Here is a 26,097-nt window from a genome sequence, read left to right as displayed (position 1 = left end):
CTATTTAACCGTTGTTGAGTACAACATCATTGCCGCGAAAACTGCAGCAATACAAATAATTACATTAAAGGCAATGTGCAGAGCGGCTTTAAGCAGCTCACCCTGACTGGCTAAGGCCACAACTTCGACAGAGAATGTCGAGAAGGTTGTAAAAGCCCCCAGTAAACCAACGCCTAAAAATAAACGAGTTGTTTCAGAAACAGGTTGTTGCTCTGCGTAAGCCAGCAACAACCCTAAGAAAAATGAACCTATTATGTTAACGGTCAACGTGGCAAAAGGGAATGCCCGAACCCCAAATGATTGCATAGCAAGAACCATAGCAAAACGTGCCGATGCACCTATTGCGCCCCCCACTGCAACGCAAAAGAAATGAAGAAGAAGGTTATTCATCAGGTTCCCTGTGCCAGTCTGACTTTGAATCCATATCTTGCAGCCAACGGAGCTTTTCCTGCAACTTTATTTCTAAACCACGCGGCTCAGGAGCGTAAAACTGGGTATTGGCTATTTCCGACGGTAAGTAACGTTCACCCGGAACGTAAGCGTTAGGATAATTATGTGCGTACTGGTAGTCAGCACCATATCCCTGAGCTTTGTGCACCTTGGTTGGTGCGTTACGCAAATGTTCAGGCACCGGCGCATCGCTGTGTTCTTTTGCGGTTCTTAGTGCGCTTTTAAAGGCATTATAAACGGCATTACTTTTCGCCGCACAGGCGCAATAAATAACCGCCTGAGCAATGGCTCGTTCACCTTCGGCGGGGCCAACTCTGTGGTACGTATCCCAGGCGTTTAATGCCAACTGCAATGCCCTGGGGTCAGCATTACCTATGTCTTCAGAGGCGATAGCCAGTAGCCGGCGGGCAATAACCAGAGCGTCCCCACCACCGGTCAATAAGCGCGCGTACCAATACAAGGCTCCGTCTGGAGACGAGCCTCTGACAGACTTATGAAAAGCGGATAAAACATCGTAGTAATGGTCACCCTGATGATCAAAAGCCGTGGCTTTTTCACCAATAGCCGCAGTGATCAACTCGGGCGTAATTGGCTGGCTGCTGCTCTCAACAAAATCAGCAACCACTTCCAGATAGTTTAATAAGCGACGTGCATCCCCACCAGCTAAGTCCAGAAGCTTTGCCCTGGCTTCACCTTCCAGTTGCAATTGACGTTGACCAAGGCCTCGTTCCGCGTCCGTTAACGCGCTTTCCAGAGCCTGTTCAAGATCCGTTTTGGACAGTGTTTGTAACCGGTAAACCCGCGCCCGCGACAGCAGTGCGTTGTTAAGCTCAAAGCCGGGGTTTTCGGTGGTCGCGCCAATAAAGACAATAGTGCCGTCTTCAATGTGGGGCAAAAAAGCGTCTTGCTGGCTTTTGTTGAAACGGTGCACTTCGTCCACAAACAAAATGGTGCGGCGTCCCTGCTGCTGAGCCAGCAACTTCGCCTCTTCAATGGCTTTTCGAATGTCTTTAACACCGGAGGTTACCGCACTAATGCGGCTGACCGTAGCATTTGCCTGAGTCGCAATGAGTTCAGCTAAGGTGGTTTTACCGGTACCCGGAGGCCCCCATAAAATCATTGAATGCAGATGCCCCTGCTCGACCGCTACCCGCAAAGGTTTACCGGGAGCAAGAAGATGTTGCTGACCTACATACTCGTCAACCGTACGCGGGCGCATTCGCGCCGCAAGAGGTTTGAAATCGGGTTGAAAATCTAAGTCCAGACCTGCCACAACAATTAACTTTGATCGTCGACGTCGACATCAGCGGGCACATCAAAAACAAATTGTTCGTCGCTGATGGTTTCATTTAACGCCACATTATTCAGCATCAGTTCAGTCCGCTCGCCCTGAGCCTGAACCATAGTTATCTCTGTGAGTTTTTCATCAGTAAATCTTAACTCCAGCTTACTGCCATTCGTTTGATGCTCAACAAAGTAGCGGTTATCGCGAAAGCTGACATTATAGTTCTGCCACTGATTACCGTTGCTGTTCAACACCAGCAGTAAAGGGCTGTCGTCAACCATGTCCTGCTGTGCATAAATGGTTACTTGTTCAACAAAAGGATTGTAGTACCAGACCTTTTTGCCGTTAGCGACCATCACGCTTTCGTCCGGCTCTTTCGTATGCCAATACAAATTAGCGGGTCGTTTTAGCTTTAACGTACCGCTTAATGTTTGTAGCACTTCGCCCTGTTCATCTTTTACTTGCTGTTCAAACTCTGCCGATAAGCTTTGAGTTTGTTTCAGTAAACTTTGCAGAGCCTGCTTGTCTGACTCGTCGCCTGAGGCAAACACATTAAACGAAACGGCCATGACCATGGCAAATACAACTGCTTTCATGAATTAATCCCTTGGAGCTCGTGGAGCCAGCACTTCGCGCTGGCCGTTATTGCCTGCACTGGTTACGACACCACTCACCTGCATTTGTTCGACGATACGGGCGGCGCGGTTATAACCGATACGGAATTTGCGCTGTACACTGGATACTGAGACCCGTTGAGTCTCAGTAACAAAAGCAACAGCCTCGTCGTATAGAGGATCAGATTCAGCATCGTCAGATTCCTGCTGTTCCCCCGGAAGCAGCGCTTCCTCGCCCTGATCGCCCGATAAAATTTCTTCCAGATAGTTAGGTCGACCACGTTTTTTCCAGTCTTTAACCACCGCATGAACTTCATGGTCATCGACAAAAGCACCATGTACACGCACCGGAGAACCGCTACCCGGTGGTAAATAGAGCATATCGCCCTGCCCTAACAATTGGTCGGCACCCGGCTGATCCAGAATGGTTCTCGAATCTATTTTTGATGATACCTGAAACGCAATTCGGGTTGGAATATTCGCTTTAATTAAACCGGTGATAACATCCACCGATGGGCGTTGAGTTGCCAAAATTAAGTGAATACCGGCAGCACGGGCTTTCTGAGCGATACGAGCTATTAGCTCTTCGACTTTTTTACCGACAATCATCATCATGTCGGCAAATTCGTCTATCACCACGACAATGTTTGGTAATTTTTCCAGCAACGGCGGTAACTCATCCATAGAGTCGCCGGGCTTCCAGATAGGGTCTCGCAGTGGTTCACCAGCGTCTTTAGCCGCCTTCACTTTCGCGTTGTAGCCTTTTAAATTACGTACCCCTAAAGATGACATGAGTTTGTAACGACGTTCCATTTCTCCCACACACCAACGCAGTGCATTGGCGGCATCTTTCATGTCGGTTACGACCTCGGTCAATAAGTGCGGAATGCCCTCATAAACCGACAGCTCAAGCATTTTAGGGTCTATCATAATAAGGCGAACGTCTTCCGGTGTGCTCTTGTAAAGCAGGCTCAGAATCATAACGTTAACACCAACAGATTTACCGGAGCCGGTGGTACCTGCCACCAGCAAATGCGGCATTTTTCCTAAGTCGACAACGACTGGAGTGCCCGCAATGTTTTTGCCCAGAATCATCGTTAACGGCGAGCCGCTATGGGTGAACTGGTCGCTATTAATCACTTCGCTTAGCTGCACAATTTCGCGGTGTTTATTAGGCAGTTCCAGACCAACATATGACTTACCAGGAATAACCTCTACCACACGTACAGCAACAGCAGACAAGGTACGGGCAATATCTTTTGCCAAATTCGAAATTCTGGAGACTTTAACGCCCGGTGCTAAGTCGAGCTCAAAACGGGTAATGACCGGACCGGGTTCAACGTGCGCCACCCGAACATCCACCCCAAAATCTTTCAGCACTGTCTCGACCGTGCGTGATACCTGATCCAGTTCTTCCTGAGTTACCGGGTGCTCTTTTTTATTCGGTCTATCAAGAAGCTCTATTGACGGCAACGGCGGAAGTAACTCGCCCTCGCCTGAATCAGCCGCTGATTGCGGCTCGTCTTCCGCAGAGGTGTCTGAAGAAGGCGCCACAGCAGGCTTCTTAGGTGTGTCTTTTTTCGCAGCCGCTTGCTTGCTAAATTTAGGCGCATCGCTGTCTACGTCATCATCTTCATCAACAGAGCTCATTGAAGGCAGGCTCAAAACAGGTTCTTGTTTGTCAGTCCCGAATAAGTCGCTACTGAGCGTTGTGGGTTTCTTTTCTTCAAGCGTTTGCTCACGCTCGTTGTCATCATAAGCTTCTGAGTCGTCTTCTTTATCTTCCGCTTCTGAGCTTCCGCGACTTTGCCAAAGAATTTTAATTTTTTCGGTTAGCCACAAAGCCCCGTCAATAACCCACTCACCGAGTTTGTCAGCAACCTGCAACCAGCTAATACCGCTGACCAGAGTGATGCCAGTAAAAAAGAAGGTTAACAAGAGTAAGGTTGTACCAACAAAATTCAGATAAGGAAGCAAAGACGCCGCAATAACATCGCCAATAACACCGCCGGCAGAAAAGTAGTAAATATCGTCGAAATTAATAGAGGACAGTGCGGATGCACCAATAAGCGCGAGCATAGCGCCTATCATACGCAAACTGACCGCAAGGTAATCCATTTCTAATAAATGGTAAGTTTTACGGAACAGTAAGTAGCCAAGGCCAACAAAGCCGAAAGGAATAAGGTAGGCAACGAAGCCAAAAGCAAACAAGAGTACATCTGCCATCCAAGCACCTACGGCACCGCCGGCATTATGTATGCTTCCTTCATAACCGGTCTGTGACCAGCTGGGATCAGCGGGATTAAAGCTCACCAATGACAAAAAAATGAAAATGGCCAGCGCACCACTTATTAGCAACCCTGCTTCTAAAACTCTTTGTACACCTGTCATTATCTTATTGCAGCGCCTTCGTTGGTATTCTTGTTACGATAAAATATCGAGATAAATTTTATCCGCATGATTGTAGCGAATATCAGCCCCAATGTTACCCCTTTACTAATACTTTATTTTCTTGTTTGACCTCTTCCATAACCACATAGGTTCTTGATTCATCAACCCCCGGCATCATTAACAGGGTTTCACCCAATAATTTGCGGTAAGCACGCATATCCGGCACCCGTGCTTTTATCAGGAAGTCGAAGTCACCCGCCACCAAATGGCATTCAAGAATTTCATCTGTTTTACGTGCAGCCTCGCTAAATTCGGCAAAAGCGTCGGCTGAGGTTCGGGTTAAGGTAATTTCAACGAAAACCATCAGGTTTGCACCTAACTTAGCAGGATTAATCCGGGCATGATAACTTTCAATTACTTGTTCCCGCTCAAGCTTACGCACACGCTCCAGGCAAGCAGTCTGGCTAAGCCCTACACGCCTTGCCAGTTCAACATTCGACATGCGTCCATCATCCTGCAAAAGCCGCAGGATCTTCCTGTCGGTTTTATCAATAGTGACTTCTGCTGGTTGTTCGGCGTTAAACATAATAAATCTCTAAATAAGTAATTAAAATTAGTATATCACACCAAAAAATAACTTAAAAAAAGTAAGTCATGCACTGTTGTTTGCGTCTATAATTTGCGCCAAATAATTCCCCCTTAAACACGAAATTGTAAGAGGCAGATAATGTTAATTGGTGTACCAAAAGAGATTAAAAACCACGAATACCGTATCGGCTTAACTCCTGCAGCCGTGCGTGAATATGTGGAAAACGGCCATGACGTCATCATTGAAAATAACGGTGGTGCAGCAATAGGCTTCACAAACGAGCAATATATGGAAGCCGGTGCAACTATTATTGATACACCAGAAGAGATTTTTCAGCGCGCCGACATGATTGTTAAAGTAAAAGAGCCTCAGCCAAACGAATGCAAAATGCTTCGCGAAGGCCAAATTCTTTATACTTTCCTTCATTTAGCACCAGACCCAACTCAAACTGAGTTACTGGGTAAAGCGGGTTGTACTGCTATTGCTTACGAAACGGTCACTGATACTCGTAACGGTTTGCCTCTTTTAGCTCCTATGAGTGAAGTTGCCGGGCGTATGTCAATTCAGGCAGGCGCTCACTATTTAGAAAAGGCCCATGGTGGCAGCGGCACCTTATTAGGTGGTGTTCCTGGCGTAGCACCGGGTAAAGTACTTATCATTGGCGGCGGTGTTGTTGGTACTAACGCTGCGAAAATGGCTATTGGCCTGGGTGCTGAAGTCACTATTTTAGATCGTTCTCTGCCTCGCTTACGTGAACTGGACGATATTTTTGCCGGCCGTGTACAAACTGTTTACTCAACCGTTGATGCTATCGATAAATACTCTCGTGAAGCTGACTTAGTGGTGGGTGCGGTTCTTATTCCGGGCGCCGCTGCACCGAAACTGCTGACTCGTGAAAACATCAGCAATATGAAGCCGGGCTCAGTACTAGTAGACGTTGCAATTGATCAGGGCGGCTGCTTTGAAACATCAAAAGCAACCACACATCAGGACCCTGTTTACATTATTGACGACGTTGTTCACTACTGTGTGGCAAACATGCCGGGCGGTGTTGCACGTACCTCTACTATTGCACTGAACAATGCAACCTTGCCTTATGGTATTGCGCTGGCAAACAAAGGCGTGCAAGCCATGCTCGAAAACGAGCACCTGTTACGCGGCCTGAACATGCATAAAGGTAAAATTACCTACAAAGCCATTCACGATGATCTTGGTCAGCAGTTAGGTCTGGATTACCAGGACCCTCGCGAAGCGCTTCAGGCGTAATAGCCGGTTGTTCTGAATAAGCCCGTGAACAAAAGTTTGCGGGCTTTTTTATTGGCAGTTCTTGTTCGCTAAGCTTGTAAACCCTACAATCAACCCCCATAGCTAAAGAACGAACAATCAAAAACGCATTAATGGAGTTTTTCTAATGGCTGAAGCCAAACACTGCAAGTTACTTATTCTGGGATCAGGTCCTGCTGGCTATACAGCTGCAGTCTATGCTGCACGTGCTAATTTAAACCCGGTTATGGTAACGGGTATGCAACAAGGTGGTCAGTTAACCACCACAACCGACGTTGAGAACTGGCCGGGCGACGCCGAAGGTTTAACCGGACCCGACCTTATGGTCCGTATGCAAAAGCACGCTGAGCGCTTTGATACCGAAATTGTGTTCGACCATATTAGCAGCGTCGACTTTTCCAAGCGCCCTTTTCAGTTAAAAGGTGACGTTGGTGAGTACACCGCAGACTCAGTCATTATCAGCACTGGCGCCTCAGCTAAATACTTAGGCTTAGACTCAGAAGAAGCCTTTATGGGTAAAGGCGTTTCAGCTTGCGCAACATGTGACGGCTTTTTCTACAAAAAGCAAAAGGTCTGCGTTGTCGGCGGCGGTAATACTGCGGTTGAAGAAGCGTTGTACCTTTCAAACATTGCCAGCGAAGTGCATGTTATCCACCGTCGTGACACTTTCCGGGCGGAGAAAATTCTGGTCGACCGTCTGCATGAAAAAGAGCAGAACGGTAATGTCACTTTCCATCTGAACAAAACCTTAGATGAAGTGCTGGGTGACGATGCTGGTGTTACTGGCGTGCGTATTAAAGATACGCAAGACGGTAGTACCGAAGAGCTGGAAGTTGCGGGCTGCTTTATTGCCATCGGCCACCAGCCTAATACCGGTATTTTTGACGGTGAACTGGAAATGCAGGACGGTTACATTCAGGTGCAGAGCGGGCTTCAGGGCAATGCGACTGCAACCAGTGTACCGGGCGTTTTTGCAGCCGGTGACGTAATGGATCATATTTACCGTCAGGCAATTACCTCTGCCGGTACTGGCTGTATGGCCGCGTTAGATGCCGAGCGTTACTTAGACGCACTGACTAAGTCTTAATCTTTTAACGTGATTGTTCAGCTTGATCCGGCATCAATCAGTTTTCCACCCGCAGCGACCGCTTTGCATGAGCCCAATGGGCTACTCGCTGTCGGTGGAGATTTATCGCCGGGCCGGCTGATACACGCCTATCAGCAGGGAATATTTCCCTGGTTCTCAGAAAGTGACCCAATTCTGTGGTGGTCCCCTAACCCCAGAGCTGTATTTTTCCCCGACCAAATCCATACCAGCCGCTCTTTAGCTAAAACCAATCGTAAGCCAAACTGGCAAATGAGCATTAATTGTAACTTTGCTGAAGTTGTTCGTGCCTGCGCAGACGAACGCGCCGACAAAGAAGGTACCTGGATAACGGAAGAGATGATTGAAGCTTATTGCAAGCTTCATCAGTTAGGTTACGCCCATTCGGTCGAAATTTGGTTCGACAATGAACTTGCAGGCGGTTTGTACGGCATTTCAGTAGGCCGTGCTTTTTGCGGGGAAAGTATGTTTCACTACAAAACCGACGCGTCAAAAATAGCCTTGTTACGTTTCGCTCAATATTTTAAAAAGCATGGCGGCCAGCTAATTGATTGTCAGGTGGGTAATCCGCATTTATTTTCATTAGGTGCTGTTAACCTGCATCGGGAACGTTTTTTAATGAAGCTCAATATTGCGCAACAAAAAAAGATGCCAGATACTTTTTGGCAAGCTCGTGAGCTTCCTTTACCTGGAGAACTCTAGTGCAATTTGGCGTGACGAAAGAGAGCCAGTGTCACTATTTAACCGACCAGGAAGAGCGACTTGTTGTTGCCCTGCCTAATGATCTTGAAAACCTTAATGCAGACGCGTATCAACAACTCATGCAATACGGCTTCCGGCGCAGCCATAATGACGTTTACCGTCCGCACTGCCGGCTCTGCAGTGCTTGTCAGTCGCTCCGTGTGGTCGTGCCAGAGTTTCGCTTTAGTAAAAACCAAAAACGAATTCTAAAAAAGAATGACGACTTAACGCTGCAGATTAAACAGCAGCCGGAAGCTGAATACAGTCAATTGTTTTCGCAGTTTATTGAACAACGACACGCGGATGGGGAAATGTACCCACCCGACCCGGACAAATTCTGGAAGTGGATAGATTGCGACTGGTTAACTCCCGAATTATTAGAGTGGCGCAATGCCAGCAATGAGTTAATGATAGTTTCGGTAGTTGATCGCACTGTTGACGCAATGTCCGCGGTCTATACCTTTTTTCATCCCGATGAGGAAAAGCGTTCGCCTGGTACCTTCGCTGTATTAGAAATGATTCGATTGGCTCAGGAACGAGAAGTTGCCAGACTCTATTTGGGTTACCAAATTGATGACTGTAAAAAGATGAATTATAAAACTCGATTTGCCCCATATGAACGACTGGTTGGCAATCATTGGAAAAAAGAGCTAAAATCGCACACACTTAAAGCTCAAAACAAAGATTAGAGGATTTTAATGGCGAAAGAAGACAGTATTGAGATGCAGGGAACGGTTCTAGACACCCTTCCTAACACTATGTTCCGAGTAGAATTGGAAAATGGTCACGTAGTTACTGCCCATATCTCAGGAAAAATGCGTAAGCACTATATCCGCATCCTGACCGGCGATACCGTGACTGTGCAGTTAACTCCTTACGACCTGACCAAAGGCCGCATCGTCTTCCGCGCACGTTAATCCGCACTGAGGATTAAAAAAACCGGCTTCATTTAATGAGCCGGTTTTTTCATTTCTGCCGAAGGCTTATTAACCTTCGACGGTCTCGTTCTTGCTGTCGTAATCGAATTGCAGTCCGTCCTTGCCATCAGCAGTCACTTTCACGCTGCCGCCACTGGCCAGTTTCCCGAACAGAATTTCGTTGGCTAAGGTTTTCTTCAGGTGTTCCTGAATAACCCGACTCATTGGACGGGCGCCCATTTCCTTGTCGTAGCCTTTTTCAGCAATCCAGGCATGAGCAGAAGGGTCAACCTCAAGCGACACACCTTTTTTATCTAACTGAGCCTGCAGTTCACAAATGAATTTATCGACAACCTGTTCCAGTACTTCCGGTGTCAGATGGTTAAACCACACAATACCGTCCAGGCGATTACGAAACTCCGGAGTGAAAATATTATTAATTTCCGCCAGCGCATCGAAGCTGTGATCCTGCTGTTTAAAGCCAATAGACTTACGCACAGTTTCACGAACGCCCGCATTGGTTGTCATAACAATAATTACGTTACGGAAGTCAGCTTTACGGCCGTTATTGTCCGTTAAAGTGCCGTTATCCATTACCTGCAACAGAATGTTAAATACATCGCTGTGGGCTTTTTCCAGCTCATCCAGAAGCAACACACAATGCGGTTGCTTGATTACAGCGTCGGTCAATAAACCGCCCTGCTCGTACCCTACATAACCCGGAGGCGCACCAATTAGACGACTGACCGCATGGCGTTCCATGTATTCCGACATATCAAAGCGCACCAGCTCAATGCCCATAGCTTTCGCCAGTTGCTGTGTTACCTCGGTTTTACCAACACCCGTTGGTCCGGCAAAAATAAACGAACCTATTGGCTGGTTATCGTTGGCAAGACCCGAACGCGACAACCGTATAGCACCAGTGAGCTTATCAATAGCTTCATCCTGACCAAACACCACCATTTTCAGGTTACGATCCAGCTGCTTCAGTAAGTCCTGGTCGGACCGGGAAACTGACTGTTCCGGAATACGGGCTATTTTGGCGATAATGGTTTCAATATCCGACACCCCGACCGTTTTACGGCGTTTGGACGGCGGCAATAAACGCTGGGAAGCACCGGCTTCATCCATTACATCAATGGCTTTATCAGGCAAATGACGCTCATTAATGTATTTAGCAGAGAGCTCCGCTGCCGCTTTAATCGCCGGCTGCGTGTAACGAATACCATGATGGCTTTCGTAACGCTCTTTTAAGCCCATTAGAATTTTAGTGGTGTCTTCTACTGAAGGCTCCACCACATCCACTTTCTGGAAGCGGCGAACCAGCGCTCGGTCTTTTTCAAAAACATTTTTGAATTCATTGTACGTAGTGGAGCCAATGCACTTAAGCTGCCCACTTGAAAGCAACGGCTTAATCAAGTTAGATGCATCTAAAACGCCACCGCTGGCAGCTCCGGCACCAATAATGGTATGAATTTCGTCAATGAACAGAATCGCGTGCTCTTTTTCCTGCAGTTCTTTTAAAAGCATTTTAAAGCGCTTTTCAAAGTCGCCACGATATTTAGTGCCCGCCAGCAAATCGCCCATGTCCAGTGAATAAATGGTGGCATCCGCAAGTATCTCCGGCACTTCACCTTTAATAATGCGATAAGCCAGACCTTCTGCAATAGCTGTTTTACCCACACCGGCTTCGCCAACTAACAACGGATTATTCTTACGACGGCGGCAAAGAATTTGCGCACACCGTTCCAGCTCAAAATCGCGGCCAATTAGAGGGTCAATTTTGCCTTCCTTTGCCTGCACATTAAGATTGGCACAAAAGCGCTTCAAGTAGCTCTCTTGCTCTTCACCACCCTTAACGGCCTCTTCTTCCGCCATTTCTTCGTCCATAGGCTCATCGTCATCGATACGAGAAATACCATGAGAAATGAAATTAACGATATCCAGTCGGGTAATATCGTTTTTACTTAGCAGATAGACGGCTTGAGATTCCTGTTCACTGAAAATGGCAACCAATACATTGGCGCCCGTTACCTCAGCGTTACCGGATGACTGAACATGAAATACCGCGCGCTGCAAAACTCGCTGAAAACCAAGCGTAGGTTGAGTGTCCGGACTTTCTTCTTCCGGACCAAACAGCGGCGTACTGCGGTCAATATAACTTAATAGTTCTTCTTTCAATTGTTGAAAGTTTGCCCCACAAGCTCGAAGCGTTTCCGATGCATCTGGGTTATCCAGTAATGCAATTAGCAAGTGTTCAACTGTCATCAATTCATGATTACGTTCGCGCGCTAGCCGAAACGCATCGTTTAGCGTTAATTCAAGGGCTTTATTCAACATAGACCACTCCTTACCAGCCAACCCGGATCATTCTTGCTCCATGGTACACAATAATGGATGCTGATTTTCCCGAGCATACTGATTTACCTGTACTACTTTAGTTTCGGCGATTTCCGCAGAATATACACCGCAAACGGCCTTTCCTTTATAATGCACCTGTAACATGGTGTCCGTGGCGCGCTCCTGATCCATCTTAAAAAATCTCATCAATACTTCAATCACAAAATCCATAGGGGTGTAATCGTCATTATTAATAATGACCTTATACATGGATGGTGGCTTGAGCTCCTGCTTTTCCTCTGTATCGCTAAGGTGCTGGTGATCAAACTGACTCATTTATTAACAACCTGCCATAATAATAGTTTTAAATTTACCAGAAAATATAAAAAAACAACCAAAATATTAACAATCCAGGTTATTTTTTGAACTTTAGGGCTTGACTAATCACTCACGTCACCTAGAGTTAAACATGGTGCTAAATCGGCGATTTTTCAAGCCACCGCACCTAATAATAATAAACTATCTATCTGTTGCAGAAGAAGGATGTAGAAGTATGGCTACCGGAAAAGTCAAATGGTTCAATAATTCGAAGGGCTTCGGCTTTATCGAAAGCGAGGACCGCGAAGGTGATATTTTCGCTCACTATTCAACCATTGAAATGGAAGGCTATCGCACACTTAAAGCGGGGCAACCCGTAGAGTTTGAACTCGAAGAAGGCCCCAAAGGCTTGCATGCCAACAACATTGTTCCCGGCGCTGCCGATAAATAACATCGGCTAAACCAAACAATTTAAGTACTTTCAAAACGCCGGCTTGTCCGGCGTTTTAATTTACTTAATCACTTCAACTAACTATCTATACCAAAATAACGCCGTAATTGATCACGTAAATTTGGCGGAGTTCCATTAATTGTTAATGTATCCGTCGCCGCGTCATAGTGCACTCTCTCTCCCAGGGCTGTGTGATCAAAGCCAACGCTGACTCCTCCACCTTGTCCCTGAAACTTAACCAACTTACGTAATGTCGACTTATCTGCCGGAAAGTCATCGACTAATTCGCGTGAATTCTGTTCAGCAAAATCCTTCGAGAAACTCTCGAAGCTCTTTTCTACCGGGTACTGCTCTGCAAATTGCTCTGATAGATCTTTAATTTTTACCGTGTCGCCCTGCTTCCATTGGTCGTCACAATACTCATAAGCCGCTTTATTCAGGGCTTGGCGTTGTTCCGTTTCCAGTTCGGACTGTTTCGCATATTCTTGAACCGAATCGACTAACTGTTGTGTGTGCGCTTTTGAGTTTAAACGCTCAGTGCACCCCAGAAAATCGAGGAAGAAGTCTGAAACCTTGCGACCGGCGCGTCCTTTAATAAAAGAAATGTACCGCTCACTTTCCGGAGATGTTTTCCACTCGGTTAAATCAATACGAGCCGCCAATTGGACTTTTGTTATATCTAACTGCGACGAGCGGTCAACAGCCAGCTCAGGGTTTATTGTTACCCCTTCTTTAACGGGTAAAAAGCAGACCAATAAATACTCGGTGCTAATGTGTTGGTAGCGTGTGACTAACAAAAAGCCCGCTTCTAACAAGTTATAGTTCTGCAGTTGTTCCAGCAATAGTTTGGCAGACTGTTGGCTGAACTCGACAAAGTCCAGCTGCCCGTCATACCAGGAGGTTAAATGCTCAGGAAAAGGACCGGGCTCGCCCTCTTCTTCATCTTTAAGAAAACTCGCATAACCTTTTGCCGGTTTGCTGGTATACACATCCGTTAATTCGACTAACAAATCGTGCAACTGGTCATCTTCCGTTAACGCTGAAGGAGCCAACCGAAGCCCTACTTGTCCGTCATTTTGATAAAACTGGTGAATAATGCTTTCTTCTATCCGCAATTGCATAACGGGGACTATCCTTGCTGTTTTGCTGTGTTACTATAATGCCATTGTAACACGGGACTGACGAACGATGGGAAAGTACCAACGTAGGGATAAAATTGCCCGATTAATAAGCTGGGGACATTGGTTTACCTTTGCCAATATCGTCCTGTGCCTGTTTATTGGACTTTTGTATATTGAAGCGGCCCCGAAGCCCTCCACGGCTATCGGTAATCTCTACATGCTTGTCAGCTGGATAGGTCACTTTGCCTTCCTGCCGTTCGTATTCTTCATAATTCTGATATTCCCATTCTGCCTGATAGTACCTTATTCCAAAATATTACGTGGCTTTGCCGCCCTGATAGCCTCATTCGGTCTAATAGCGCTTATCGCCGATGCGCTGTTCTTTCGTCAGTACGGGTATCATTTAAATACCTATTCTATGGCGCAAATGACCCGCGATGCAGAAGCGGTTTTCACAGGGGCCAGTTTCGTTATTATTTCCGGTGTTCTGTTAGGTTTCTTATTAACTGTCGGAATACAGCTGCTGTTGGCTAACCTCGCGTGGAAACGTCTGGAAGACTTACAACAGCGGAAAATTGGCGCCCCGGTTACAGCCATTTTCCTTTTATGCTTTTTCGTTAGTCACAGTATTCATGTTTGGGCTGACGCGGTGTTGTACGACCCTATTACCCAACAAGACGATATGTTCCCGTTGTCCTATCCTACAACGGCTAAAACATTAATGGCTAAACACGGAGTCATTGATGTTGAAAGCTACCAGGCCAGACAACAAATGCTGATGGCTACCGATAAAATAAAACTTAAGTATCCCCAGCACCCGCTTTTATGCTCTAAAATAGACTCTCAGCAGTCAACAACTCTGATTCTATTCGAACGTAGCAGTAGCAAAATTCAGAAAGAACTGGAAACTCTGGCAGCCAAACATCAACTAGAGCGACCGGAGCTTAAACTACTGGCTCATCCGAACCGCGACGGCGGATTATTTCAGGTGCTTTATGGCTTGCCCGACTTTTATCAGGAATCCATTGAGCGCCAGCAGTTGAAGCCCGCTTACCTTAAGCCGCTTAACGACTTTAATTTTGATGTGCGCTGGTATCACAGCGAAAACTGGAACGACTCTCTGCGTTTAAGTCAGTTTCATCCCGACTGGCAAAGCCAGGAGCTGGCAGAGTTTAGCGCTCATCCGCAAAACCAAATTAATGTCATTTTAATTGCTGAAGACGATATTTCTACTTTAGATAAAGTGCTTCAGCAAACCGGAGACCAACAACTGCTGCTCACGGCCTTGTCTCCTGCGCAAAGTGAAGAGTTATTGGGTAACAAGCAGTTTGCGCTTGAAAACATGCAGGTTCCCCTTTGGCAGCGAAATTACCAGTTGGCAGACCAACCTATAGCCGGACTTATGGATTTGGTTCCAACCATGCTTGAAGATCGTATCTCCTGCGCTGGTTCTCATAAAAATTACACCAATGGCGAAAGCTTGCAGACATCTAAGCGTCGTTGGCCGCTGGTTGAAACCTACAGTCCTTATATTGTTATTTACGACCAGAAAGAGATTACGATTTTAGATAATAGTGGTCAGTTTAGCGTATACAGCAGCAACGATTTTGAACTGAAAAAACAGGCCGAACCGCCCGTCCCGGTGCTTATCGACGCACTGAAAGATTTAAAACGCTTTAGCGAAACTGAAAACAAGGAGTAATTGTCGAAAATAGCAGCAGTCGAGCACCGGAGGGCGTGTTGAGACTTGCTAATTCGGCTTAATCCAGTAACATAGCAGTCCTCGGTCGGCGTGTGGCGCAGCTTGGTAGCGCACTGTCATGGGGTGTCAGGGGTCGGAGGTTCAAATCCTCTCACGCCGACCAATTCTTCTAGTGACACTCAATAAAGCATTCACTGGTTCCATTCTGGTAAGCTAAGTTGCTCTCCCATTTCAGTTGCCACTCGCCAGTAACCTCCTCTGGCAGAACCTTTTCGAATTAATACTCCTTGTTCTTTCAATTTAGAAATGTGTTTTTCTACCGCGCGCGACGAAATATTCAACACTTCAGCGACTCTGGCGGCACTCCATTCGGGTTGCTCATTTAATAGCCTAAGTACCATATTTCGTGTGCTCGTGCCCGAATATCGACCTTTACCCGAACCGTTATCCGAACCTAACAGCGAACTTTTTACCGAACTCATAGGTATTTCACTGGAAAAATCATGCGAGATACTCGCTTCTTCCAGCACCTCTGCTTTGTCTTTTTCTTCTTTTACTGTGGTTGAAATACTCTGTTGCAAACAATCCAGAATAAACTCAACCATAAGACCTCTGTCATTTTCACTAATTGAGCGTCGCAAGCAATCAAGATATTCGTCTTTATTGAATTTAAAGATTTGCTCAAAGCTTAACCAGGCAACTGCCGGATGCCATTTAGCTAAAATAAGGCTAAACCAGAGTCTTCCAACACAACCGTTGGCAACAGAAAACGGCTGAATAAATTCGAACTGCTGTAAGAAAATAGCCGCTTTAATTAAAGGGTGTTCGTTGCTTTCGTCTAACCAGGACAATAGACTTCTTACCGACTTCCCGGCCTGCCCCGCCGGAGCGGTCATATGAACCAGCTTGTTGTTGCGGTAAACGCCCATTCCCGTTGCGCGATAGCTTCCGGCACTGGGGGTTACTGCGGCGCAAATCATCTGGTGAGCGTTTTTAAGATCTGACTCCGAATGTAAATTCCACTCAGACAGCTTTTTATAGGCTTCATCTAGACGAATACCCTCCAGCGGTTGTGACTGCTCATCCAGGCCTACCGACGCATGAGCTTTAATTGGCAATTGTTGAGACTTAAAATCTTCTAAATTGCTTTTATCGGATTCAAGTAATGCTAACCAACGGCCAAAGTCGGTGCTTATTTGCGCCACTAAATTCACGCATTTACTGGTAATCAAATAATCTGCTGCCATTTGTTATTAGTAACCTCTGGGGGTTACTCTCCGTTATTTTGTTAACGCACACACTCAGTCTAAAACACTTACACTGTAATATCAGCGAATACCGATTGCAGCCTTGCCACTTCACTTTCTTCCAGCGGAAGCATAGGTTGTTTCCCCCAGACTGGAGCAGGCCAGGCAGCGTCAGTTTGAAACCGCGCTATATGATGAACATGCAACTGCGGAACCTGATTTCCTAAAGCAGCGACATTAAGTTTATCGGGTTGGTATTCAGCCTTTAGCCAGTGGCATAGAAATCGGCTTTCTTTTAACAACTGCAGTTGATCGTCTTCAGAAAGGTCTATGGCTTCGCGCACGTCTGCCACTTTAGGAACCAACAAAAACCACGGAAATTGCCTGTCATTCATGACTCTGACTTCGCATAGCGGCCAATCGGTTAAATGATAACTGTCTCTGGCTAATTCCGGAGCTAATGTATATTCCATAACCTACCCTTTTAATAACGTTTCAAGAAACCGTTTAAACAGTGCATTAGTTTGCGGCAAGCTGTCAATTAAACGGTGGCCATCATTCACCAGGTGTAACTCTGCCCTGGTTCTTTCCGCATAACGCCAACTGTTCTCAACAGGAACAATATCGTCTTTCCAGCCATGAACAATTTGAGTCTCACAAGCCGGTGTCAGTTCATCAAAATTTGCCTGACCACCTAAGTAAAAGGCCGGAGCCATTAAGAACAGCCCCCGGCTCTTTGTTTTAGCTGCAGCTACCGTTGCCACGTAACCGCCCATGCTGGAACCGACCAGCAAGAAATTTTCCGTTAGTGCTTCAATATATGTTGTGAGTTTTTCCACGCGCTGATCAGGATCATCAATACCCTGATAATCGACACTGGTTACGCTGAACCCCAAAGCTTCAGCGGTTTTTGCTAAAACTTTAATTTTGCTGCCCCAGGGGCCGCTCTCTTTTCCGTGATTAAAAATAACCAGCATTTAGCAATTACCTATATTTTGTGCTTAGATAAAACTATCAGATATAACAATTAAGTAACAATGTAAGCTTTTATCATGATAGTCAAAACGTTCATTATAAAGAAAGGCGGTTACTATGACCTTTAACAAGCAACTTGTTGCGCTGTACACCGCATTATCTATAGTGGCTCTGTTTAGCTCAAGCAGCCTTGCCGAGCACGAAGACATTATCTGGGGAGTAAACTCCTCCCCGCCGTTTCATATATTTGATGGTAAATACGAAGAACAAGGCTTTTGCGATGCTTTAGTCAGCAGCTTTCAGCGCCAGCTACCGGAACTGTCGCACAAGGTCAGAAAGCTGCCCTCCCGCCGTATTACCATGCTTATGAAAAAGAACAAGAACCTCTGCTTTCCCTGCCTGATTAAAGGAGCAAGTTACAATTCCGAATTTAATTACACCGAAACAACTCATCGGTACCAGCCGCACGGTATCATTACCCGTGCTGACACAGCAGCCAGAATCATTGGAAAGTATGGCCAGCCAGTAGATTTTTCCAGCCTGGTTCAGGACTCAAATTTACGCTTTGCGCAACCGGCTGAACGCCGTTACGGCCGCCTGCAGCCTCTACTGGAAGAGCACCTTATCGATTCAGATAATTTCAGTTTTATTAGCGGCGACAATGCCCACATCAACTTGCTGACTATGATAGTCAACAAGCGTATTGATTACACTATCGATTATGAAATGATTATGACTTACTACAACGAAACTGAATTTAAAAACAGCGGACTGGTGTTCTTGCCTATTGAAGAGTACGAGGGTGTGGTTATTGAGGGTGCGGTTGGTTGCAGTAATAATGAATGGGGACGTAAAGCTGTGCGACACCTTAATGAGGTCATCAACGAACTTAAAGCTGATCCGGACTTTCAAAAAAGTCTGGATCAGTGGTTAGGAACTAGTCGCCCAATGGTTGATTAAGCAAAGCGCTGTTGTAAATACTGGTTAATGTCATCGGACTCATACATCCACTGTACTTTATCGTCCTGCTCAATGCGCAAACACGGCACTTTAACTCTGCCGCCGCCATCTAACAGCTCTTGTCTGTGCTGCTCATTATTTTTTGCATCTCTTAATTCTATATTTAAATTAAGGCGGGCAATTTCCTTACGTACCTTGACGCAAAAAGGGCAAGCGGCAAATTGATAAAGAGCCAGCGACTTGCAGGCTTCATCTACCTGTTGCTGAGCCTCATCACTGCGGCTCTGGCCTTTTGGGGTGGTCAATTTTTCGACCAGTAAAACAATAGGCGTTAAAATAAGCCGTAGAGTACGAAAAAAGTAACGAATGATAATTCTCATAGAAATACAACCAGACTGCCTGTTAAAGATGCCGCTATTCTAACGTGTTTAAGGTAGAGCGTCAGTCTTTTAACTAAACGCTTTTCACTTTCCGTTTAAAGCTTCCGCGGCAATTTCGAACGACCTTAAACGAGCCTGATGATCAAAGGCATGACAAGTAAGAATAACTTCATCTATACCGGTATCATCAATAAACTGATTAATATGCCGTTGAACTGAATCCTTAGTACCAACCGCCGTATAGGTTAATGCATGATTCGCCCCGGCCAGTTCATGAGGCGCAGCAACCGTTCTTATGTCATCCACCGGTGCTTTTAAAGGCCCGGGTGTACCGCGCCGCAACGCAATAAACTGTTGTTGCATTGAACTCATCATTTTTCGCGCATCGGTTTCGCTGTCTGCCGCAAAAACGTTCATTGCCGCAGCAACATAAGGCTTGCTGAGGTAACGCGACGGACGAAAGTTCTCGCGATACGCTTTTAACGCATGCTGCAAATAGTCTGGTGCAAAATGCGAAGCAAAGGCATAAGGCAGGCCTAAGTGTGCAGCAAGCTGAGCGCCAAAAGTGCTTGAGCCGAGCAACCACACCGGAATTTTCTGTCCAAACCCGGGCACCGCTTTAATTGGGTCGCTTTCCTGCGCTTCTTCCAGATAACCTAAAAGCTCCTGAACATCGTTAGGAAACTGTTCCGCATCATCTGGTTTACGTCTTAACGCGCGTAAAGTTCGGCCGTCTGTTCCCGGTGCTCTGCCCAGACCAATATCAATACGTCCGGGGTACAGGGCATCCAGCGTACCAAACTGCTCAGCGACCACAAAAGGCGCGTGGTTTGGTAACATAACACCGCCTGAGCCCACTCGAATTTTGTCAGTTTTACCGGCGACATAACCTAAAGCAACCGCGGTTGCGGCCGAGGCAATTCCGGTCATATTGTGATGTTCAGCCATCCAGAAGCGGTGGTAACCCCACCGCTCTGCATGCTGGGCCAAATCAGCCGAGTTATGCAATGATTCAGCCACAGACCCACCTTCGGTAATGGGCGCTAAATCAAGAACTGAGTATTTCATACTGAATTACAGCTCTTGCTTGGTTGGGCGAATGATCATTTCATTCACGTCAACTTGCTGAGGTTGCTCAATCGCAAAGGTAATGGCACGAGCAATAGCCGCAGAATCAATCGCGTCTGAATACAAACTGTCAGCCATTTCTTTCGCGTCTTTGTCACTAATGTGATCCGTCAGTTCTGTTGCTACAGCGCCCGGTGAAATATTGGTCGCGCGAATTTCACCATTAGATTCCTGACGAATGCCTTCGGAAATGGCTTTTACCGCAAACTTGGTTGCGCAATACACCGTTCCGCCAGCAAAAACTTTCTGACCTGCAACCGATGACAGGTTGATGATATGACCCACATGCTGTTCACGCATAACCGGTAATACAGCAGCTACGCCATATAGAACACCTTTAATGTTCACATCAATCATGGTGTCCCATTCGTCCACTTTCAGCGCGTCGAGCGGGGCCAGTGGCATGAGTCCGGCGTTATTAATTAAGACATCAATACGACCAAATTCAGCTTTGGTGTCGTCAGCCAGTTTTTGAACTGCGGCTTTGTCGGTTACATCAACCACACGGTAAGCTGCCTGGCCACCGTCTTTCTTAATTGACTCAGTCAATTCTTTTAGGCGATCTTCGCGACGCGCCGCTAACATCAGTTTTGCGCCTTTTGCTGCAAGCATACGAGCGGTCTCTTCTCCTAAACCACTGCTTGCACCTGTAATAATCACAACTTTATCTTGTACTTCTGACATAGCTTTACCTCCGGTTAGTGCTATTGGTCAACTGCCCCTAACTGCTTTAATATCATCTCTTCAAAACGCAGTAGCGGCAGCATAGAACGCTGAACTTTGGCTCGCAGTAATGCCCCCTGCCAACCAGAAAGAATGAAGGCTCCCATCTGTTCGGTGTCAATGCACTGCTGAATTTGCTGTGCGTCCTGTGCAGCTTTTAAACACCGGGCAATACGCTGCTCCCAGTCAGAAAAAATGTCATCTAACCGTTCGCGAAATAAGTCACTCTGAGATGCCATTTCCTGACCCAGGTTGCCTATCAGACAGCCTTTGGAGAAATCACACGACTTTAAGTCCTCTACCGAGCGACGCAAATAGCTGCGCAAACGATCAACCGGCTCCAACGTCTCGTTAGCCAGAGTTTCGTCCATGCGTGCTTCATAATCCTCGGCGTAGGTTTCGATAACAGCCAGGCCAAAATCATTCTTACTTTTGAAGTAATGATAAAAGGAGCCCTTGGGCACCTGCGCCTCGCTCAGAATTTTATTCAAACCGGTGCTGCCGAACCCATGTATGGATATCAGGTCAGCACCGATTGTTATGATGTTTTGTCGTGTGTCATTCTTAGTCATGCGATCTATATTAGACCAGTCGTCTAGAAACTTCAAGATCAGTCTGTTAATTGCAACTATAGGGCTTCAGCAATGGGTTCCGGCCAGACACCGCACTGAACTTTAGCAATGTGGTCACTTTGTAAAATTTGCATAACCACCCGTGACTGACCTATTCCCCCTCCAATAGTTAAAGGCAATTCACCCGCTAACAAGGACTGATGCCAGGGTAGCTTGAGCTTTTCCTCCTGTTGGCTAATAGCCAACTGACGCTTTAATGCCTGCTGGTCAACACGTATCCCCATAGAAGAAAGTTCCAGCGCGTCATCTAATACCGGATGCCAGACAAGAATATCGCCGTTTAAGCCCGTACTGCCCTGCTCGTTAACCGAACTCCAGTCATCGTAGTCCGGCGCTCTTACGTCATGTGCATGACCATGACTCAGCTCCCCGCCAATACCGACCAAAAATACTGCGCCATGTTGTTTAACCACTTTGCGCTCACGTTGTTTTGCAGTAAGGTCTGGATAGGCAGTAATTAAATCCTCTGCATGCACAACCTGTATTTTCTCCGGTAAGGTTCCGGTTCCACCGTGTTGTTCAATATATTGCTGCTCCGTTTGACGCAAAGCAGCGTAAATACGCTCGACGGTCTGGATCAGAAACGCCAGCGAACGCTGCTCTTCAGTAATGACTTTTTCCCAGTCCCACTGGTCAACGTAAACAGAATGTACGGAACTCAAAGCTTCTTCGTCGGGCCGCAAGGCTTTCATTTGGGTAACTATGCCCTCGCCTGCACCGAAGCCGTAACGCCCCAGGGTATAGCGCTTCCATTTCGCCAGAGAGTGAACCACCTCGTAGTCTTTGTCGGGCACGGCTTTTACTTTAACTGCAACCGCCTTTTCCCAGCCCGACAAATCGTCCTGAACACCACTGCCCAACTCACTTAGTAGTGGCGACTGCACTTCAATAAGCCCAAGCTGAAGCTGTAACTGCTGAGTAAAGCCGGCTTTTACGAATTGAATTTTCTGTTGCTGTAACATGTATTGTGACTTCATAAATACTCCGAATCGTTAATAAAAGAATAGAAACACAATTCAATTAATACCTTTTAGAACTATTTATTCAATAATGTTTAACAAAAATAGCTTTACTTATTATTTTCCGTTAATTTATACCTAACTTAATTAACGAAGCTTTAATAAAACATGAAAAAATTACCTGAAAATTATCAAATCGATGATCTGGACCGTTCCATACTAAGAACTCTGATGGAAGACGCACGTATTCCTTACGCTGAGCTGGCCAAACGCTATAAGGTGAGTCCGGCCACTATTCACGTACGGGTTGAAAAAATGAAGCGTGCCGGGATTATTGAGGGTACGCGTTTACAGGTTAACGCCAAACGCTTAGGCTACGATGTCTGTTGTTTCATTGGCATTACGCTGAAAAGCGCGGGTGACTACCCGGCCGCAATTGAAAAACTGGAAAAGCTCGAAGAAGTTATTGAGGCTTACTACACTACCGGTCAGTACAACGTCTTTATTAAAATTATGACACCGTCAATAAACGAGCTACAACACACGCTAATCAATCGAATTCAGGCTATTGATGAAATACAATCGACGGAAACGCTCATTTCATTACAGCAGCCAATTAACCGGGACATACAGCCATGACAGCGCAGAACTGCATAAACAGTGGATAGAAGGCTTACTGGTTGACTACTACGACCCCATGTACGACTACCAAATGAAAAAGCGATAAGCATCGCTAAAAATCTGCGACCCGCCGAAAACAACAGTCAATGCGTTAAGCTTTTGTTATGGTATTGGCATAATTACACCAAGGGGATCTATCTATGTTGAAACGAATGTTAAGCCGTGTCACCGCGGCTGCATTGGTCATCGTTGCCCTGCCTTCTATGGCAGCAACAAAAGACCTTTCTTACTATCTGCCACAGGATGTCAGTTACAACCCGGAAATTACCAAACCCAAAGATGTGCTTGGTTATCAGGTTGGTGAATGGCATGCCCGCCCCGAACAAATTGTAAAGTATATGGAAGTTCTGGCCGAAGAGTCAGATCGCATCACGCTGGAAGTGACCGGTCGCACACATGAGCAGCGTCCTTTGTTACTTCTTACCGTCACCTCAGAAGACAACCACCGCAATATTGATGACGTTCGTGAGCGTCATTTGGCCGCAGCTGATCCAAACCGTGATGCCGACCCGGACAATACGCCGGTCGTCATGTACATGGGCTACAGTATTCACGGGGACGAATCGAGCGGCAGTAATGCAGCAATACTGTTTGCTTATTACCTTGCCGCGGCAGAAGGTGAAGCTGTGGATGAGCTTTTGAGCGATTCAGTTATTCTGCTTGATCCGGCGTTTAACCCTGATGGACTAGCTCGCTTTGCACAATGGGCAAACCAGCACCGCAGTCAAAATCTGGTTGCCGATCCACAGCATCGTGAGCACGTGCAACCTTTTATTCGTGGCCGGGTCAACCATTACTGGTTCGATATGAACCGCGACTGGCTGTTACTGCAACACCCTGAATCGCGCGCGCGTATCGCTAACTTTCAGAAATGGAAGCCAAACGTACTGACCGATTACCACGAAATGGGAACCAACAGCACGTATTTCTTCCAGCCGGGTATTCCGTCTCGTAAAAACCCATTAACGCCAGATGAAAACGTGCGCTTAACCGAAATTCTTGCGGCAGAACACGCTGACTCGCTGGATGATATTGGCAGCCTGTATTACACCGAAGAGTCATTTGATGACTTCTATTATGGCAAAGGCTCTACCTACCCTGACATTCAGGGCGCCGTAGGTATTTTATTTGAACAAGCCTCCAGCCGAGGACACTTGCAGGACTCGGTTAATGGTGAGGTCAGCTTTCCGTTCACTATTCGTAACCAGTTTGTCGCCTCACTCAGTACCATTTACGGCACACACAAAAACAAAAGTCGTTTTATTGAGTTTCAGGAGCGTGCTTACGACGAAGGCATGGAGGCCGCACAAAAAGCCAAGTTTGAAGGTTATCTAATTGGTGACTCAAGCGATCCGTCGCGTGTAGAAGGTCTACTGGAAATCTTTAAACAGCACGGTATTAAAGCTTATCGTGTAGAAAAAGATATTGAACAGAACGGCACTCAGTTTAAAGCCGGAAGCAGTTATTATATCCCTCTGGCTCAGGCTCAGTACGGTTTGATTCAGGGAATATTCAGTACGCGCAAGAACTTCCCGAACAATACCTTCTACGATGTTTCAGGCTGGACTCTGCCATTAGCCTTTAACGTGCCATTTGAGACTCATCGTGGTCGTATTCAAATTGCGGATAATGCCTGGGATGCGCCAAAACGCAAGACGTCGGCTCTCACTGATGCCTACGCTTACGCATTTAACTGGAACGATTACTTCGCTCCGGGTTTATTACAAGAGTTGCTGGAGCAGAACATTCACGTTCGTCAGACAACAAAACCCTTCACTGTAGAAGGTGAACAAGGCCGTCAGGAGTTTTCAGCCGGTTCTATTGTTGTACCTAAAGCCTATCAGGAACGGGAATGGCGCGATGTACAACGTCGTCTGGCTACCGCAGCAAAAGAAAAAGGTATTCAGGTAACCTCTATCGAGACCGGATTAACACCTGAAGGTGTTGACCTGGGTAGCCGCAATATTCAACCGGTGGAAAAGCCCAGCGTAATGATGCTGACCGGCGAAGGGGTTAACCTTTACGAAGCTGGGGAAACCTGGTACTACCTTGACCGCCACGTAGGTATTCCATTGTCGATGGTTGATACTGAACGTCTGCCCAGCGCTGACTTAACCCGTTATAGCCATATTATTATGGTGGACGGACATTACAGCAATTTAGATAAACAACTGCGTAAAAAAATCCAAAACTGGGTAAGCCAGGGTGGAACAATAATTGGTCAGCGTGGTGGTGCTGAATGGTTAGCAGAAAATGGTCTTCTGCAAACTCGCTTTATTGATGATGCCGTCTTCCAGAGCGCTTTTACTAAAAAGCAGCTAAGTTACGAAGAGCGCGACGACTTCTACGCTGAACAGCGAATTGCCGGAGCGATATTCTCAATGGATGTCGATACTTCTCACCCATTATTCTTTGGCTTCCCGCGTGACCAAATGCCAGTATTCAAGAATTCGGCTGCCGCCATGGAAGAACCCGAGTCGCCTTTCGTTTCAGTCGCTCGCTATTCGGAGCAGCCTTTAATGAGTGGTTACACTGATGAGCGCAATCGCGAAATACTAAAAGGTAAAACCAATATTGCCGCCCATCGTTTAGGCAACGGTCAGGTAATTGGTTTTGCCGACAACATTAATTTCCGCGCCTATTTTTGGGGGACATCCAAGTTACTCAGTAATGCTATTTATTTAGCTCCCCGTATTCAGGTTTACGCGAAAAAACTGGACGATAAAGCAGCAGCGGATGCCGCCGCTGAAGCCCATTAATTAATAAATTAATAGAGATAAAACCGCTAGGATTTTTTGTCTTAGCGGTTTTTTTACACTTGGATATATTGGTTGTTTTTCGAATAATGGTCTACCTTACTAATTGAATCTTCTAAATTAATCAGTGAGGTGTATATGTTACGTTGGGTTCTAATCTTTCTAGCCGTGGCTGTAGTTGCCGCTATTTTAGGTTTTGGCGGAATTGCCGGAACAGCTGCCGGAATAGCTAAAATTATCTTCTATATCTTTATTATCCTCTTTGCGATTTCTTTAGTCGTTCGCCTGCTTCAGGGGAATAAAAGGCTTTAAATGTTTTAGCCTTTGTTAGATATTAGACATTGGTCG

Annotated in this window: 27 protein-coding genes and 1 tRNA gene; 12 read left to right on the top strand and 16 right to left on the bottom strand. The window is 46.3% G+C overall.

Translation table 11 applies throughout. From position 1 onward, the window contains the following. The 5 genes from crcB to lrp all read right to left on the bottom strand — a co-directional run bounded on the left by crcB (position 1) and on the right by lrp (position 5,329). Positions 1 to 390, bottom strand: coding sequence for a fluoride efflux transporter CrcB (crcB, locus tag B2U97_RS10695; RefSeq protein WP_011233917.1), 390 nt, complete (start codon positions 388 to 390; stop codon positions 1 to 3). Next, positions 383 to 1,723 (bottom strand): replication-associated recombination protein A, encoded by a 1,341-nt coding sequence (locus B2U97_RS10690; protein ID WP_414018440.1) that lies wholly within the window; start codon positions 1,721 to 1,723, stop codon positions 383 to 385. The genes crcB and B2U97_RS10690 overlap by 8 nt, the downstream gene beginning before the upstream one ends. Positions 1,724 to 1,728: 5 nt before the next feature. Continuing rightward, positions 1,729 to 2,331, bottom strand: coding sequence for an outer membrane lipoprotein chaperone LolA (gene lolA / locus B2U97_RS10685; RefSeq protein ID WP_011233919.1), 603 nt, complete (start codon positions 2,329 to 2,331; stop codon positions 1,729 to 1,731). Between the two features lie 3 nt (positions 2,332 to 2,334). Further along, positions 2,335 to 4,740, bottom strand: coding sequence for a DNA translocase FtsK (locus B2U97_RS10680; protein WP_286830514.1), 2,406 nt, complete (start codon positions 4,738 to 4,740; stop codon positions 2,335 to 2,337). Between the two features lie 94 nt (positions 4,741 to 4,834). Further along, entirely contained in the window at positions 4,835 to 5,329 is a 495-nt protein-coding gene (gene lrp / locus B2U97_RS10675) for a leucine-responsive transcriptional regulator Lrp (protein WP_041291753.1), read from the bottom strand. Between the two features lie 138 nt (positions 5,330 to 5,467). Between lrp and ald the strand changes: the two genes are divergently transcribed. From ald to infA, 5 genes are all read left to right on the top strand, one after another. Next, positions 5,468 to 6,595: an alanine dehydrogenase gene (gene ald, locus B2U97_RS10670; RefSeq protein WP_011233922.1), complete on the top strand. Its 1,128-nt coding sequence runs from the start codon at positions 5,468 to 5,470 to the stop codon at positions 6,593 to 6,595. Positions 6,596 to 6,740: 145 nt separating this feature from the next. After that, positions 6,741 to 7,700: a thioredoxin-disulfide reductase gene (gene trxB, locus B2U97_RS10665; RefSeq protein ID WP_011233923.1), complete on the top strand. Its 960-nt coding sequence runs from the start codon at positions 6,741 to 6,743 to the stop codon at positions 7,698 to 7,700. 9 nt (positions 7,701 to 7,709) lie between these two features. Then, positions 7,710 to 8,420 carry a leucyl/phenylalanyl-tRNA--protein transferase gene (gene aat / locus B2U97_RS10660; protein ID WP_011233924.1) on the top strand — a complete coding sequence of 237 codons (711 nt, stop codon included), beginning with the start codon at positions 7,710 to 7,712 and terminating at the stop codon, positions 8,418 to 8,420. After that, entirely contained in the window at positions 8,420 to 9,148 is a 729-nt protein-coding gene (locus B2U97_RS10655) for an arginyltransferase (RefSeq protein WP_011233925.1), read from the top strand. The genes aat and B2U97_RS10655 overlap by 1 nt, the downstream gene beginning before the upstream one ends. A 9-nt stretch (positions 9,149 to 9,157) precedes the next feature. Continuing rightward, positions 9,158 to 9,376: a translation initiation factor IF-1 gene (gene infA, locus B2U97_RS10650; RefSeq protein WP_008489926.1), complete on the top strand. Its 219-nt coding sequence runs from the start codon at positions 9,158 to 9,160 to the stop codon at positions 9,374 to 9,376. A gap of 69 nt (positions 9,377 to 9,445) precedes the next feature. Here the strand turns inward: infA and clpA are convergent, their stop codons facing one another. Together clpA and clpS are read right to left on the bottom strand one after the other, a co-directional pair. After that, positions 9,446 to 11,716 (bottom strand): ATP-dependent Clp protease ATP-binding subunit ClpA, encoded by a 2,271-nt coding sequence (clpA, locus tag B2U97_RS10645; protein ID WP_286830512.1) that lies wholly within the window; start codon positions 11,714 to 11,716, stop codon positions 9,446 to 9,448. A 27-nt stretch (positions 11,717 to 11,743) separates the two neighbouring features. Beyond that, entirely contained in the window at positions 11,744 to 12,052 is a 309-nt protein-coding gene (gene clpS, locus B2U97_RS10640; protein WP_011233927.1) for an ATP-dependent Clp protease adapter ClpS, read from the bottom strand. A gap of 217 nt (positions 12,053 to 12,269) precedes the next feature. Here clpS and cspD point away from each other — a divergent pair, with 217 nt between their 5' ends. Then, positions 12,270 to 12,485 carry a cold shock domain-containing protein CspD gene (gene cspD, locus B2U97_RS10635; RefSeq protein ID WP_011233928.1) on the top strand — a complete coding sequence of 72 codons (216 nt, stop codon included), beginning with the start codon at positions 12,270 to 12,272 and terminating at the stop codon, positions 12,483 to 12,485. A gap of 77 nt (positions 12,486 to 12,562) precedes the next feature. On the opposite strand, the gene yejK is transcribed toward cspD, so the two are convergent. Further along, the gene (gene yejK / locus B2U97_RS10630) at positions 12,563 to 13,606 is read right to left on the bottom strand and encodes a nucleoid-associated protein YejK (protein WP_011233929.1); all 1,044 of its coding nucleotides are present in this window, start codon (positions 13,604 to 13,606) and stop codon (positions 12,563 to 12,565) included. 67 nt (positions 13,607 to 13,673) lie between these two features. On the opposite strand from yejK, the gene B2U97_RS10625 reads away from it, so the two are divergent. Both B2U97_RS10625 and B2U97_RS10620 read left to right on the top strand, forming a co-directional pair. Continuing rightward, the gene (locus B2U97_RS10625; protein ID WP_011233930.1) at positions 13,674 to 15,308 is read left to right on the top strand and encodes a DUF3413 domain-containing protein; all 1,635 of its coding nucleotides are present in this window, start codon (positions 13,674 to 13,676) and stop codon (positions 15,306 to 15,308) included. 86 nt (positions 15,309 to 15,394) lie between these two features. Continuing rightward, positions 15,395 to 15,471: transfer RNA gene (locus B2U97_RS10620), tRNA-Pro, on the top strand. Positions 15,472 to 15,499: 28 nt separating this feature from the next. Here the strand turns inward: B2U97_RS10620 and B2U97_RS10615 are convergent. The 3 genes from B2U97_RS10615 to B2U97_RS10605 form a co-directional block, all read right to left on the bottom strand. Further along, positions 15,500 to 16,555, bottom strand: coding sequence for a Fic family protein (locus B2U97_RS10615; RefSeq protein ID WP_011233937.1), 1,056 nt, complete (start codon positions 16,553 to 16,555; stop codon positions 15,500 to 15,502). A gap of 68 nt (positions 16,556 to 16,623) precedes the next feature. After that, the gene (locus tag B2U97_RS10610) at positions 16,624 to 17,028 is read right to left on the bottom strand and encodes an HIT domain-containing protein (protein ID WP_011233938.1); all 405 of its coding nucleotides are present in this window, start codon (positions 17,026 to 17,028) and stop codon (positions 16,624 to 16,626) included. Positions 17,029 to 17,031: 3 nt separating this feature from the next. Beyond that, entirely contained in the window at positions 17,032 to 17,532 is a 501-nt protein-coding gene (locus B2U97_RS10605; RefSeq protein WP_011233939.1) for an alpha/beta hydrolase, read from the bottom strand. 115 nt (positions 17,533 to 17,647) lie between these two features. On the opposite strand from B2U97_RS10605, the gene B2U97_RS10600 reads away from it, so the two are divergent. Further along, positions 17,648 to 18,490, top strand: coding sequence for a TIGR02285 family protein (locus B2U97_RS10600; RefSeq protein ID WP_011233940.1), 843 nt, complete (start codon positions 17,648 to 17,650; stop codon positions 18,488 to 18,490). Here B2U97_RS10600 and B2U97_RS10595 read toward each other — a convergent pair. From B2U97_RS10595 to asnA, 5 genes are all read right to left on the bottom strand, one after another. Next, a complete protein-coding gene (locus tag B2U97_RS10595) occupies positions 18,487 to 18,870 on the bottom strand; it encodes a glutathione S-transferase N-terminal domain-containing protein (protein ID WP_011233941.1) in 384 nt (127 codons plus the stop codon). The genes B2U97_RS10600 and B2U97_RS10595 overlap by 4 nt on opposite strands. Positions 18,871 to 18,954: 84 nt before the next feature. Further along, positions 18,955 to 19,938 (bottom strand): LLM class flavin-dependent oxidoreductase, encoded by a 984-nt coding sequence (locus tag B2U97_RS10590; RefSeq protein ID WP_011233942.1) that lies wholly within the window; start codon positions 19,936 to 19,938, stop codon positions 18,955 to 18,957. Positions 19,939 to 19,944: 6 nt separating this feature from the next. After that, a complete protein-coding gene (locus B2U97_RS10585) occupies positions 19,945 to 20,682 on the bottom strand; it encodes an SDR family oxidoreductase (RefSeq protein WP_011233943.1) in 738 nt (245 codons plus the stop codon). Between the two features lie 20 nt (positions 20,683 to 20,702). Further along, positions 20,703 to 21,293, bottom strand: a complete 591-nt coding sequence (locus B2U97_RS10580; protein WP_016341287.1) for a TetR/AcrR family transcriptional regulator — start codon at positions 21,291 to 21,293, stop codon at positions 20,703 to 20,705. A 56-nt stretch (positions 21,294 to 21,349) separates the two neighbouring features. Further along, positions 21,350 to 22,330, bottom strand: coding sequence for an aspartate--ammonia ligase (gene asnA / locus B2U97_RS10575; protein ID WP_011233945.1), 981 nt, complete (start codon positions 22,328 to 22,330; stop codon positions 21,350 to 21,352). Positions 22,331 to 22,480: 150 nt separating this feature from the next. Between asnA and asnC the strand changes: the two genes are divergently transcribed. The 3 genes from asnC to B2U97_RS10560 all read left to right on the top strand — a co-directional run bounded on the left by asnC (position 22,481) and on the right by B2U97_RS10560 (position 26,061). Next, positions 22,481 to 22,951 carry a transcriptional regulator AsnC gene (gene asnC, locus B2U97_RS10570; RefSeq protein ID WP_011233946.1) on the top strand — a complete coding sequence of 157 codons (471 nt, stop codon included), beginning with the start codon at positions 22,481 to 22,483 and terminating at the stop codon, positions 22,949 to 22,951. Positions 22,952 to 23,133: 182 nt separating this feature from the next. Beyond that, positions 23,134 to 25,752 (top strand): M14 metallopeptidase family protein, encoded by a 2,619-nt coding sequence (locus B2U97_RS10565; RefSeq protein WP_286830511.1) that lies wholly within the window; start codon positions 23,134 to 23,136, stop codon positions 25,750 to 25,752. A 135-nt stretch (positions 25,753 to 25,887) separates the two neighbouring features. Further along, positions 25,888 to 26,061: a DUF1328 domain-containing protein gene (locus tag B2U97_RS10560; RefSeq protein ID WP_016341288.1), complete on the top strand. Its 174-nt coding sequence runs from the start codon at positions 25,888 to 25,890 to the stop codon at positions 26,059 to 26,061. Positions 26,062 to 26,097 lie beyond the last annotated feature (36 nt).

The sequence above is a fragment of the Idiomarina sp. UBA3176 genome (assembly GCF_002364295.1).
GTDB lineage: Bacteria > Pseudomonadota > Gammaproteobacteria > Enterobacterales > Alteromonadaceae > Idiomarina > Idiomarina loihiensis.
This window is presented reverse-complemented; position numbering and strand designations above follow the sequence as displayed.